The sequence below is a fragment of the Methanobrevibacter sp. genome, assembly GCF_045577275.1.
Lineage (GTDB): Archaea > Methanobacteriota > Methanobacteria > Methanobacteriales > Methanobacteriaceae > Methanobrevibacter.
On the sequence record NZ_JAZNIB010000252.1, the window covers coordinates 1 to 13,671 of the forward strand.

The following is a 13,671-nucleotide window of genomic DNA, read 5'->3' on the forward strand; positions in this document are numbered from 1 at the left end:
CCATCAAAAAAAAAGTACCCCAAAACAAATTCATTAGGATGATTCCATTGATCCCCTTTTTGTACCATTTCTGTTTTAGTAAATATGAAGTTTCCTTCAAAAACAAAACTTAAAGCAATTTCAGAAATATCCAATTCAATATTGTTTTCTTTTAGAATTTCCCTAACAGTTGGCATTTTTTAACCTCTAAATCAACATAATATTTTATAAAATTCTTTAAAGTATGATTCTCTAAAATATTTTTACAATATTCATATCTATTTGGGAACCGTTCTTTCCAGCATTTTAATGAACATTTCTCACCATTAGACAACCTTAAAATTGCTGATTCATTTTTCCCATCCAAGATTAATGCAGTGATAGCCATAGATTCAGGAAAATCCTCATGAATCCCTTTATCTTTTGCATGATTTGAAACAAAATATTCTTGACCATATTTTTGTTCTTGATATTTTTTATCATTAGCTACAAAAAGGGAGTAAGTGTCATCTTCTATGGATAATCCATATTTCCCATTATTTTTAGATTTTTTATGATCTAACGCATGGGACATCTCATGATACAAAGTTAAATTAAGGTTAGTAGGCTCAAAATGAGGAATTGTAAATGCTAATGGAAGAATTGTAATTGTTTCAGTTCTATCATTATAATATCCTGTAGCATTTTCTTCACCAGACATATTATATGTACTAAATAATATTTTATTAGAAACTTGTTTAAATAGTTTTGGTGAATCTTTATACATTTTTAGAATGTCATATTTTGAATAATATATTTCATTATTTGAATTCATTTCATCCAATTTTTCTAGGAATTCTCTATTGAACTTAAGTTCAACACCATTTTTATAATCTTTAAATATTTCATTCCCATTTACCCTTTCATAAGATAAAGCCAATTCTTTTGCAATTTTTTTACTTTGAGAATAATCTTTAAATTTATCTTGCTTATGGATAAATGAGTCTAAATTCATTTGATTACCTACAGTTAAATCAACAACTTCTGCATCAATTGGTGGTTCTTCTTTGCTTTTCCATATTGATAGGTATGTGCATCTGCAGTTTGGATGGAATGGAGGGAACATTTCTCCTTTAATTAACTCTTTAATGTTATGTACTTTCTCTTTTCCATGGTTTTCAAAAATTACTGGAGTTTCTTCGTTGAATTCATAAGCGTAGGATAAGCATGTGTAGCAGACATTACTGTCTTCAGCTGTCAGGATTTTCACTTCTGTGTATCCCTCGTTGACATATGATTGGAGTATTCCCGTATTTTGTGTTCGACTTATTTCTGTCCTTGCTATCATCACTGCACGTTGCATTGGCGTGAATGTTGATCCTTCAAGACGTGTACCAATAGTATCCATAATCTTTGGTGCTATGCTACGAGGATTTTCACCTGATAATACTGCACTTGTGATATTGTTCTTAATTTGTTCCCTTGTGTCATCATCCAATCGTCTGATTAAAGCAAAGTTATAATTAGTCACGAATTCAAGTGCTAGTTTGTCTGTGTCTGTGAAACGGATATGCTCTCTCATCTCAGTATACCCTTTGGCTTTTCCACGATTATAAACTTCTTGCAGTAAGGCTTCAATGCTAGGATATTTGTTTTCTAGGATTTCATCCCATTGGTCTTCCAATGCTCTGAATAGTTCATGTTGGTATTCTGCTTCTCCATAGAAGAGTTCCTTTGCTTCTTCACTGTCCAACCATTTGATTGATTCATCAACCTGATTATTTAAGAGATTCATTATGTGGTTGTAGTAACGTAGTGTCCATTCGTCATTAATGGCCTTTACAGTTAACTCATCCCAATAATCTAACTCATCCATCAGCAACAGGTTTGTTTTTATTCTTTCCTCTGAAACCATAATACTTAGGCTCCCTTAAAAATAAAAAAAGGGGGCCAAACCCCATAACAGTAATGTTATCAAGCCGGCCCCTAAAAATTTTTTTTTACATCCTTTAATTAATTTTTTCCACTTCTTCATTAACATCCATCATCAGAAACATCAGCATTCTCTGCCTCAGCATCTGAATCATTTGGACTAGTATACTCATCATTTAAAACTATTCCACCATCGAGTGGAGCTCCCAATACAGTTGTGGATTTTTGCATTGCCAATTCCTCGGCACGTTCAACACGTTTTTCCTCACTGTATTGGTTGACAAGTGCTGCGGCAATTACAATGATCAAGGCAGCATAGCCTTCATATCCTGGAAGGTAACTTGCCAAGGTTTCTGGACTCATGGTTGAAATGTAGGTAAGTGCAGCTATAACAATGGTGACAATTACAGTTACACATCTTGATTTGTATTTTAAGCTTTCCATAATCTTTTTTCTCCTTATTTTTTTTATTGAACATATTCGTTTAGGTCTTCATCAATGTGGATAATCTCACTTTTATCAGGAATGTCTTTTTCATGGCGTTTGGTGTTTATGTAAGCTTGAAAGCTTATGACAAAACTTGCATCTTTAAAGATACTATGAAAAAAGTTGTTTAATTTTTGCAATAATCTTAGATAAGTCATTTTTAATCACATCTATTTTTTGAATTTGAGTATGCATACGCTAGGTTGGGAAATGCCTTTAAGATATGATTCCCAATTCTTGAAGCTCCTATCTTCAATATATCCTTGGAAACTGCCATCTGCATTTCTTACTCCTAAACTGTTCATGGTTTTTGTAGAGGAAGAATCCAATAATATTTTCCATATGTCTTCATAATGGCCATAAAGTAGCCTATAAAGATTATGCAATAGTACTCCAACATTAGGTTGTGATAGAAGTTTGCCCAGGTTTTTCCATCTTTCCTTACTTGTTTTTCCTAAATCTGAAAAGTTTTTCCATTCTACAGTGATATGAACGTTGTATTTTTTGTTCACCATGGCAATGGCAGTGTTGATTCCTTGGTGGGATGTGCCTGCTGAGGTGGTTCCGGCCCATTTTTTCAGTTGTGTTTTGGAAACTTTAATTCCAAATTTCCTTAAGAGTTCCCATAATGCCTGGACTCCACAACTTACATTATCTATTTGCCCAAGACAATCTTTTCCTTGTTTCAGGCAATGGCCTTCACTAACAAAAATAGAAGAGTTTTGTTCTTTTTTACTGGTTGATGTAGATGTTGTTTTGGTAGTTTTTTTAGTTTTAGTGGTGTTTTGTTTTACTGTCAAATCCGACTTATTAAACTTACAATAGTTGGGCAATGTTTTATTATTTTGATAGTAAGTTAGTATTTTAGCCAAACAATATGTGAACAATTCAAAGCTCACCTTTACCTTTGACTTTGTAGTGGTAATGTAAGTTGGAACTCTTTTATGTTCATGACAAAAATTGACAAAATTACTAGTCATTTTCAAGTAATCCTCTTTCATCACCTTCTCATTAACTGTATCAGTTAAACGAGCATTTTTATAAATGATGACTGGACTGAGATTATAAGCATCTGATTTGAATTTATCCTTTAATGCAACACTCATCAAATAAGCAGTGGAGTATACGCTTAATTGAGTATTGCTGAGGGTGCAGGATAAAGGCAATTTCCTGTTTTTTTCAATGAAACTTTTAATCTCTGTTGCTTCTTTAAGAATTAATTTTTTCTTTATCTTCATTATAGGATACCTCTAATTTTTTCTTTTTAAATTCTTTCATCTTTTTTATTTCCACGCTGCAGATAACTGGATTTTCATCTGAAAAATCACAATAATATTGGCTTTCAGGATTATAAAAAGCACAATTTTCACAGGACGTCTCTTTCATAAAAAAATTTCTCCTTAAAACTTATCCTTTGAAGAGTAGATTACCTTCATGGAGTTAATCTAGTATTCGAGTAAAAATGCTGGAGATTAGATTAATCCACCATCCATGTAGATATATATTCAACCAACTTCCGCTTGAGACTGTTATGTAATTGGTTGTACCATATCTTTGCACCATAGATTGCATAAGATTTTTATACCATATAAGTTACAAAAATGTTTATCCATTCGCCATTTCTGATATATGTGCTTCCATTCTCATTCCTTGTCCTTGCAACACTCAATGTTCCATCGGAATTGACAGAAAAAAGGAATACCTTGTTCCCACTGGCTTGTTGCAAAGTCCTCTCTGAAGTTATGGGTCTGAACTCACTACTAATCGCATGAGCTATTTGAGTTGCAGTTGCTCCATTGCCTATTTGACTTGTTCCAGTATAGGTGAGTGTTCCTCTCAGGTGTACGATATTGCCAATTCTTCGTGCCTTTAATTTGTTACTGGCTGAATTTTCATATGCAGATATGGTTGAATAGAGCTGACTTGACAAGTCCACCCAACCAGTATCATATATTACATTTACTTGTATGCTTGCATTTCCTGCACTAAATGTTATTAGTCCTTCAGCATTGCAAGTGACCGTAAACATTACAATGCCCTTATTGTTCGTTATTCCCTTGCTTAACGAACTTCCATTCTTATAAATTTCAACATTCTTGTAAGGTATGGGATTCCCCAGTTGATCAGTTAAAGTAGCAGTCAAAGTAACAGAACCATTAATATTGACATTATAACTGGAAGCTTCAAGTTCAACATCATAATCATTCAATAATGAAACAGTGCCTTCTGCAGAGTCATAAAAATAGAAATGGTCAAGAACAATGAAAACAGTATCATTATCATAACTATGAGCAGTTACAGCATATAATATGCATTCTTCCACACCATTCTCGCTTAACCAATCCTCATACGACTCGGCGAGAATCTGTAACTCATTATGGACTACAGTTTCAAGATCAACTATAGTGGAACAGGCCTCTAATTTATCGATGACCCCTGTTTTCTTAAATATTTCTAGAGCAACATCATCAATCCTATCTTCTACATTATTGATAGCAGAATTCATTTCAGTAGTAAAAGGGAACCATTGATGCATTAAAGTTTTAAAATTTGTTAACAATTCGGCAACGCTTGCCATAAATAATCACCATCCTTTAAGATTGAATATTATAATGTTCCACCATATTCAATTAAGTCTTCAACAACATTATTCATCTCAGTAACCATATCGCTAACGGTAAGCACTCCACTAGCACCAGTCACAACCAATTTGCCACTTGTAGAACCGATGGCCCCAGCACTAGTAATGTTTCCATGTGCATGGGTGCTATTTGCTTTTCCGGATAATCCATTATTCAATGCAGTGATGGTTGCATAACCGGAAAGATCTATGCGTGCAGTGTCAACTTTCTCCCAACTGTAATTATTGCCTGATTTGACAGTTACAAAAATCTCGTAAACATCTTCAGTTCCTGCAGTGGTCTCTGGAACCATATACAACTTATTCATAGTACTGGCTGAAGCGGTAGGACGTGTAGAAACCACTTCAATCAATTCCACACCTAACAAACTACCCATTTTTGTATCAATAGCTGCATTTATAGTTGCCTGGTTTGCTCCTGCACTGGTTCCAATGTTTGCATGAGCGGTAGAATCAGTCACTCCAGTTGCAGCATGAGTGTGATTCGCTTCAGCATAGAGTGAACTTTTTGGGTGTTTATGATCTTCACGTGCATATTTGACACTGGTTCCTACAGCACCAGAAGTGGTGTCTGCACTTGGTGTAGCGCTTGCAGGGGTATAAGTGGTGTTAGTGTCATTATTACAGTAAATATCAGTATCAGTCCCATTGATTGTAATGGTCCCAACTTTAGTGCCGCTAGTTAAATTCCTTGTGAAACTTACAGCATCAGCAGATTCATTTATGCCCGCTAATTTATTTTTTTCTGCAGTAGTATAATCTTCTGTAGACAAACCTTTGCCATTGACTTTATCAACTTTATTACCCAATTCTGTGTTGATTACCTTATTTTGCAAAGGATTAGTGCTGGTACTGCTCAATTCACTGTCCACAGTAGTCTTATTTGCTTCACTTTCAATATTGGCCAATTTATTTTTTTCAGCTGTGGTGTAATCATTAGTTGATAAACCTTTGCCGTTTACTGCATCTACCTTATTGCCTAATGCAGTGTTAATTGCTTTGTTCTGAACAGGATTTGTGCTAGAGGCAGATAAGCTGCTATCTACTGTAGTTTTGTTAGCTCCAGTGGCTATTCCATTTAGTTTTGTCTTATCGCTGCTGCTCATAAATCCTGAAGCGCTTGTGGTTGCATCACTATGGCTATGGCTGCTATTTGCCTTTTCATTTAATTTTGTATCAACTTCACTTTTCAAATAATGCCATTGACTGGTTAAAGTCTTAAAATGATTGTATAAATCGCTTAAGCTCATATTTTAAACTCTCCCTATAAGATTCTGTATTGTAATATCCATCTTTTCAACGAAATCAAAAATATCCTCTTTATTATTTAATGCATTGCTAATCACTTTATTCTGCACCGGATTCAGACTAATTTCACTTAATTCATCATCAACTGTTGTGATTATTGGTATTTCACAAATAATTTCATTATTAGCATAACATACTATTGAAGTTTCAGTGTATTCAACTTGATCGATTTTAGATTCAAGCTCTTCAAAAATCTTGACAAAAACATCCTTTGATCCCTCGCTTGCAGGACTTATCTCTGTTGTATAACCAGAGGGGATAAGCAATATGGTGAGTTCATTGCTTGTTACTCTGTCCCCACCATAAACGCTAATTTTGATGTGTGTTCCTTTCAAAACATCATTAGGCACATCACATGTACAATCACAACTTTGTCCTAATGATTGTGTATATGCATGCCCCCAACTGTCTTTGAATATGACAAATTTCTCTATACCTCTCCATTCCTTTGTAGAGAATGTGAAATTTGCTTTTACATAGTTCTTAGATTTATTCACCAAAATGTTTTCATCTAATCTTTTAATAATTTGTTTTTTAATTTCAAAATTTAAATCCACAATAACCTCACCTCATTGAAGATTTGATAAAAAAAAGTTTTAGAAATTTTCTCTTAATTTTTTCTCTTTAATATAACCATACAAAAGTGCCTCTGATATCTCCAGTATAGGATGTGCTTTTGCTAGTTTTTAGAATAATGTCTCCGGCATTATTTACTGCCAATATTGTGTAAGCATCAGAAGGAGATGTTCTTTGAGTGCCTGTAAAACGATATTGCTGAGGTATGGCTCCTGAGTGAAGTGTTACGTTTTTGCTAACTGTATAACTTTCACGATAATAAATGAAAATTACCATTCTCAACAAAGGATTGATCTTCAAAGTTCCATAACTGCCTACCTTTTGAGTTTGCCATGTTCCAATAGCAGTTCGGAGAGTATCAATCAAGTTGTTTAAGTCATATCCCTGTTTTGCAGATAAAGCCTCTCCATCTGCATAGATGCTTCTTGTAAGATTATTAATGATTTTTGCATGCCCATACATAGTTTGATTGCTTAAACCATACACATTATCTTTGGAAGAATGGTCTGTGGGAGCATATTTATCCAGATGCTCATGCTCTTTTAATGCAAAATCAGTAGACGAATAATTGTCTAATGTTTGGGCATTAACACTAATTTTAGATAATGTGGATTCCAAATTATCAATTGAGATGTAAGTTTCATCTAAACCATCAAGCTTAGCTTTCAAATCATCAAAATCTTTTTTGCTTGTTACTTGTATACTCCCAATATTGTCTCCTTCTTCGGAGTACACAGTAACTTCCGCTCCTATTATCTCATCTTCTTCAGCATAATAAATTTTTGACTTAAAATCTACCATAATTCACACCTTATATTCTATATAGTTTGGTTTGATAGTGCATTGATGATTTGTATCATTTCTTATTGCACGGTAACCTATTGAAATACCTGTATCCTCTAAATTTGGAGTGTAAACCACCTCCAAAGTATCGTTTACTTGTAGAACACTTGATTTATTATCATTATTCACGATTGGGAATACAAGTTCTTTAGAATCATAATCCACATTAAAATCAATATCTTCATACAACTCTTTTTCATTATCTGAGTCTTTGTTAATAATCACCTGTTTTATAGGGTCTACAGGAGCGCATCTTAGACTTACTCTCCTTGTTTCAACATTAGTTTCATCAATGATAAATTCCTGTTTGAAATAATCAAGTATGAGTCCTTCTGAAATTAATCCTGTCTCCTCATCAATTGATTGGCCTACCTCTTCCAAGGTTAAATTTTGTAGGAAAACTGGGTTGTATGAGATTCCTAGTGCTCCTGAAGGAATATTGGTTAAAATTGTTTTATCAAGATTTATGATGTCCTCATCATAATCAACTATGTAATCATACCATTCTCCAAAGCTTACAACTTCATCTCCACCACTAGGTTGTAGCAAGCATTCTTGAATTGGATAAGCTGGACTATTATTCAATTTTAAGCCACTGATAATTTGTTTCTCATCATCGGTTCCCTCATTTTCTAACCCTCCATCAAAACTGAGATAATAAGTTAAAACCTTATTATCTATTGTTGTGGTGTAAGGTTTCACATAAACATTATAATTTTTTAATGACTCAATTACAGTTGGATTATCAAACAAATATCTTGCTCTGTCATCATCGTCAATTCCCACACCGATGACACTTTCACTGTCCAATATAGGGTTGCCTTCAGAATCAAGCAATTCTAAATAATCTGATAAATCACTTACTGTAATGATTGTAAAATGTTCAGTGACTAACCTGTCTTGGATAATTTCTGCAGAAGCATTAATACCATTATCATTTGGGCTTAATTCAAATGGGGCATATATTCTACCCCACAATGCAGCACCTATCATTGGGGATAATTTTGGATTATAAAAATGAGTGCGAACGTACATTTCTTTTGGCAATTCCGTTTTAAGATCAATGCTCATATTCTCGATACTTGGTGTTTTGCTGCCACTAAGTGTTTTCATTTTAGCACGTATGAATAAGATTTGGCTTGTTTCTGTTAAATGTTTCCATTCCCCACTACGAATGCTTGTCCAATCTTCATCTTGTCCAGTTGTGCTGAATTCAAAGTCTAAGAATTTATCATCTTCATTGTCAGCGACTGTTTCCCCAGTATATTCTCCACTAATTTTAAGTGATTTTATAGGGTTTGCAAGTATTGGTTTTAAGTAGAGGTAATAATCAGTGCTTGTGTGACGTCCGCTAGTGAATGTGTCAATATGACATTGATAGGCAAAATCTGATGGGGTTAACTGTCCCATTTTATAATCCTTTACCTTATCATCGTTACGACCATATCTAATCCAGCTTCTGCCATTGTTTTCAGACAAGAATGCATCACCAGACATGTCTTTTGCTTTTGCACAATTACGGCCCCAACCCCCAATACGAGGACAATGTTCCCAATGGCTAAGAGGGGATGATATTACAATAGCATAATGTTCATCAGAATTAGCATTTCCCACATCAATGGCCTTATCAAATAGGAAATTTTGCCAGCTAGGATTTGTTTTGCTTGGTTGGTATTTTGCAGTTGCTAATGCATTATGAGGATGGCCTATAGGCCAATATATGTCTTCATATTGTTTTGGATCGTGAGATTCGCTTTTTTTGAGTTTTTTATTCCATTCTGTTTTTTCAACATGCTTTAATTCTGTTCTGAAAATTTGGACATACAAAGGACTGCCCCAATTACTCACAGTAGTGCCGTTATTTTGTATTTGCAGATCTACACTAACAAGTTTACCAATAAGTCCTGCAGGTATTGTTATTGTTTGTGCTCTACAAATAGCTGGGATTTCATGGTCAAATTCGTCTTTAATCCAATCAGGCCTTATCTGGTAAGATTTGTTTTTATCAAAACCAACATACCAATAGCTATTGGTTCCTCCGCCCTGATGGTTTCTCACAGTAAAATCTGTGGATTGAACTTCTTCCATTGGAACAACAGCCCTTATATGAGTACCATAATTATCTACATATGTCTCAAAAGAACAATCAGATTTATTTTCATCAACAAGATTCATATTTTGGAAATCAACATTGATCTCATCACTTATGCTGTTGCTGAAAATAACTTTATCCCCATTGCTTATCATATATCCGTAAGAGTAATCCTGATTTAATAGAATAGGTGCAAACCTTTTTCTAACTGCTGGAGGGGACAAATATTTCAATTGTTCTACTTGTTGTCTTAACCATTCATCATTCATACAGACTTGTTTAGCCCATTGAACCGTAGCATATCCTTGCTCTGAATACGATTTAATTCTATTGAGATTCTTATAATTTGCAGCACATTTTGACATAAATTATTCACCTGTAAGTATTATTATTTCTTCAACAGTAGGTGCAAAATTTGTTGATGTATGAATATACAAGTTTTTAGTGGTATTGTTATAGTAGTATGTTGCCTTCTTTTCTTCCACTTCAATTATGCTTTTTGCTCTAGTATATCCGTTTTTAGTGTTGTTTTCGAATACTCCGACAACATTATTCGGTTCAACTAGATAGTATACATTACTTATTCCTGAAACTGGTGCCCATTCAGTATTTCTAATTGCTCCACTGCTTAATTCAATGTAATAATCTATTGTTATTTCACCAGTGGTTGCGGTTAAAAAGGAGTCTATGTCATCATAAACATCATGGGTAATTAATATTTCCCCGTTATGAACTCCTATTTCCTTAGTGCCTTGGATTTCTTTAGCTTGAAAACTAGCGGATAATTTAATTGTTTTTTTATCTAAATCTACTGTTTTGACACATTTTTTTCGTATTGTTTCATTGCCAAGGTTGATATCTTTTTTTCTTGGTATGTTAGCACTATTTCCTAGACAAATATATTGTATTGGAGAAAGTTCATTCCCTATTGCTCTGTTAAGGAAAAAGGATTCTCCGAGGAAAGTGATGATGTTTTGATTATGTAGTGTTATTGTCTTATTTAAGAACATTCCTTGAATGGGAATGTGAATTTTATAGTTACCTTTAAACATCATATGAATTTTACCTCCTGCCCATCTACTTTCATTCTTGTATTAATCCTTAAAAAATTAGTTTGATTTATCTGGTTATCCCCTATTTTTAAGTGGATAATCTTGCTTGTGGGCATTAGTTTTTGCAGTCTGATTTGTAAAGATCTAGCAGTTTCCGGTGAGATATTAGATGGAATGTTGTTATGGTCAAATGTTAAATCATAATTATTTGGGGTCATATATGGTTCTTGGTGGAAAGATTTGCATTCACCCTCATATATGGGGAGAGGAATAGTTTCATCTTCATTAATGATTTCAATATTTTCTTCCCCTTCTCCTTCCAATTCAACATCTTCAGCAGCTTCATTTTCTTCGTATATCTCTTCGAATTCTTCAATATTTTCTGGCATTGATTATTCTCCTTCAGTTAAATCTCCCATACGAGTACAAATTAATGAATCATCACTGATGCTTAAACTTATTATTGCATTGAATAGATCTTTAATGTCCTCATAACATAGGTTGTTTTGTTCTAAATAATCCACATCATTCTTATTAGATTTAAACCTATTTAAGAAAATGTTTTCATTATCTATTGAAACATCCAGCAATACATCCTCTAGATCATTGATAGTGCGGAAGTCAGTTAATGGAGTTTCTTCTACTGTGAGATCACCGTTATCCTTTACAACTATATTTGTTACAAATGATTCCGTAGGCAAATCATTTATAGAAAGGTATGTTTCAATTATCCATTCATTATTGACACTAGTTCCATCAGAACTTGTATAGATAGTGGTTAATCCAAACTCTGGAAGATAATCTAAACTTGCTATTCCATGGGAATCTGCTGTTTTTGATTCTATGATTGTGTTATCCTTATAGAATTTCACAGTTTCTCCGGAATTGTGGCCTGTTGAGGTTAATGTTATGGAATTTCCATAAGCTGTCATTATATCTATAGGTTCTTTGCTTATTTCTACAGATTGGGTTAATTCTGTAGATATATAAGTGTCTGAACCTTCAAAAATAAGTTCAATATCATAATCGCCTTTCATTAATTCCCGTATAGGAATGGTGGCAGTAAATTGCCCATTATTATCTGTTGAAGTATCAATAACAGTTTCTGCAAGTATGATTTTCAAATTGGCATTTTTAATCCCATTATTTTCTTTTGATTTCATTGTTCCTGAAACAACAATATTATCATAACTTGTAAAGTAATTCTGCTTATCTGTACTTAAACTTATTAATGGAGTTCCTCCATTCACAAGCACAGTTAAATAATTATTGTAATCCACATTATTGTTAGTGTAATTTGATGATTTGATATATGTTTGAGCACCATTGCTATCCAATGTAATATCAAGCAGGGATAATGTTAAATTTTTATTTCCAGTAATGTGGAAAAACTTATTGGATAAATCATTATGGATTATGGCATTTCCACAACCCAATATTGTACAATTGTCGTTTATAATAGTTGAATCATTTACAGTGACTTCCCCTTGAACAACAATCATATTTCTTACATTTGAAACTTTTTCCAGAGCTTTATTAATTGTTAAAAATGGATTATCTATTGTTCCGTCATTGCTGTCATCCCCATTACTTGATACATAGAAATCGGCATTATTACATCCTTGAACATTGATTTCCATTTCCTCTGTACCAATTATATCATTATCATTGCGGGCTATGAAAGTGAAAATATTTGTAGTTTCCTCATCAAGTAATGTGTATGGCACAAAAAAAGAAGATCCGTTGCTTTCGAAACGTTGATTGTTAAATAATATTTCTACCGTGAAATTTTCATCAAGTTCTTCAGCAAGATTATTCATTAGCTTAAAGCTGAATAGAACATTTGACCATTTTTTAGGGAAATTAGTGTTGGCTGAAACAAAGAAATATCTTCCCAAATCATCTGTACAATCCCCAAAACCATCTTTATGTTCCCATGTTTTAGGAATCCAATCGAGAACATGCTCATTTTCATAATCAAAATCATGTCTTGTTTCATCGAATAATTTTAACAAATACTTTTCACGATTGACCATACTTGCTTCCAAGCCATATAACTTCCATATTTCAAGAACAGGTAACGGGGTAGTATGTAAACGTGAAAGGTAATTTATGATACGGTTCATGTAATGGTAATCATCTTCAGTAAGTTGATTGTTATAGGGAGGTTCAGTATGGGAGTAATCTTCTGTTGGAATATAATTTTTTCTTGGAATATTATTTAAAGATCCAATTCTGTCGAGACTAGTGTCATGGTCAAAAATATCATTTAGTGTATCATCATTTTCTGGGAATCCTTTTTCAATGATAATTTCATCATATGTTTCAATATATATGTGGAATTTATCTTGTGGAATGATTGATTGTTCCTCTTCAACATAGTCTTCTGTTTCTTCATTTTCCCCTTCCGTATCATTCAAGATACTTATTAAAGTATCATTTTCCATTGTGCTATCGTAGAGATGAAGGAATGATGAAACATTGTCATCATAGGAATAGTCTTCCCTACATATCACATCATCATTTTTATAGCAAATAACAGTTTTTAGATGAGGATAATTGGCAACAAAATGTATGACATAATCAAATGGGACATTTTGCTCTTTCCAAATCCAAACTTTTTTTAACAATTTGAAACTTTCAGCAGCCTCAAATATTGATTGATGCAATTCCTGGAATCTTTTATTGGTAACATCTTGAGACTTATAAAAATTAGAGCTTTCCCTTTTATCAATAAAATAAGGGAATTTATCCAATAACTTTTTTAAACTATCTTTTGTCAT

The 13,671-nt window shown here is 33.5% G+C and carries 13 protein-coding genes; all 13 read right to left on the minus strand.

The genetic code is table 11. The features are described 5' to 3' along the window. Positions 1 to 151: 151 nt before the first annotated feature. Complete coding sequence (locus ACKI67_RS07105; protein ID WP_407462768.1) at positions 152 to 1,873, minus strand: phage minor head protein; 1,722 nt, start codon at positions 1,871 to 1,873, stop codon at positions 152 to 154. 119 nt (positions 1,874 to 1,992) lie between these two features. Beyond that, positions 1,993 to 2,334 (minus strand): hypothetical protein, encoded by a 342-nt coding sequence (locus tag ACKI67_RS07110; RefSeq protein WP_407462770.1) that lies wholly within the window; start codon positions 2,332 to 2,334, stop codon positions 1,993 to 1,995. Positions 2,335 to 2,357: 23 nt separating this feature from the next. Further along, positions 2,358 to 2,534, minus strand: a complete 177-nt coding sequence (locus ACKI67_RS07115) for a hypothetical protein (protein WP_407462771.1) — start codon at positions 2,532 to 2,534, stop codon at positions 2,358 to 2,360. A gap of 12 nt (positions 2,535 to 2,546) precedes the next feature. Next, on the minus strand, positions 2,547 to 3,614 hold the full coding sequence (locus tag ACKI67_RS07120) for a cysteine peptidase family C39 domain-containing protein (RefSeq protein ID WP_407462773.1): 1,068 nt from the start codon (positions 3,612 to 3,614) through the stop codon (positions 2,547 to 2,549). Then, entirely contained in the window at positions 3,586 to 3,762 is a 177-nt protein-coding gene (locus tag ACKI67_RS07125; RefSeq protein ID WP_407462774.1) for a hypothetical protein, read from the minus strand. The genes ACKI67_RS07120 and ACKI67_RS07125 overlap by 29 nt, the downstream gene beginning before the upstream one ends. 193 nt (positions 3,763 to 3,955) lie before the next feature. Continuing rightward, positions 3,956 to 4,954 carry an Ig-like domain-containing protein gene (locus ACKI67_RS07130; RefSeq protein ID WP_407462775.1) on the minus strand — a complete coding sequence of 333 codons (999 nt, stop codon included), beginning with the start codon at positions 4,952 to 4,954 and terminating at the stop codon, positions 3,956 to 3,958. A gap of 29 nt (positions 4,955 to 4,983) precedes the next feature. Beyond that, positions 4,984 to 6,267 carry a hypothetical protein gene (locus ACKI67_RS07135; RefSeq protein ID WP_407462776.1) on the minus strand — a complete coding sequence of 428 codons (1,284 nt, stop codon included), beginning with the start codon at positions 6,265 to 6,267 and terminating at the stop codon, positions 4,984 to 4,986. 3 nt (positions 6,268 to 6,270) lie between these two features. After that, positions 6,271 to 6,882: a hypothetical protein gene (locus ACKI67_RS07140; RefSeq protein WP_407462777.1), complete on the minus strand. Its 612-nt coding sequence runs from the start codon at positions 6,880 to 6,882 to the stop codon at positions 6,271 to 6,273. Positions 6,883 to 6,949: 67 nt separating this feature from the next. Then, entirely contained in the window at positions 6,950 to 7,702 is a 753-nt protein-coding gene (locus ACKI67_RS07145; protein WP_407462778.1) for a hypothetical protein, read from the minus strand. 3 nt (positions 7,703 to 7,705) lie between these two features. Next, positions 7,706 to 10,201 (minus strand): hypothetical protein, encoded by a 2,496-nt coding sequence (locus ACKI67_RS07150; RefSeq protein ID WP_407462780.1) that lies wholly within the window; start codon positions 10,199 to 10,201, stop codon positions 7,706 to 7,708. A gap of 3 nt (positions 10,202 to 10,204) precedes the next feature. Beyond that, entirely contained in the window at positions 10,205 to 10,891 is a 687-nt protein-coding gene (locus tag ACKI67_RS07155) for a hypothetical protein (protein ID WP_407462781.1), read from the minus strand. Then, positions 10,888 to 11,277 (minus strand): hypothetical protein, encoded by a 390-nt coding sequence (locus tag ACKI67_RS07160; protein WP_407462782.1) that lies wholly within the window; start codon positions 11,275 to 11,277, stop codon positions 10,888 to 10,890. Before ACKI67_RS07160 ends, ACKI67_RS07155 begins: the two co-directional genes overlap by 4 nt. Before the next feature lie 3 nt (positions 11,278 to 11,280). Continuing rightward, on the minus strand, positions 11,281 to 13,671 hold the full coding sequence (locus ACKI67_RS07165) for a hypothetical protein (RefSeq protein WP_407462783.1): 2,391 nt from the start codon (positions 13,669 to 13,671) through the stop codon (positions 11,281 to 11,283).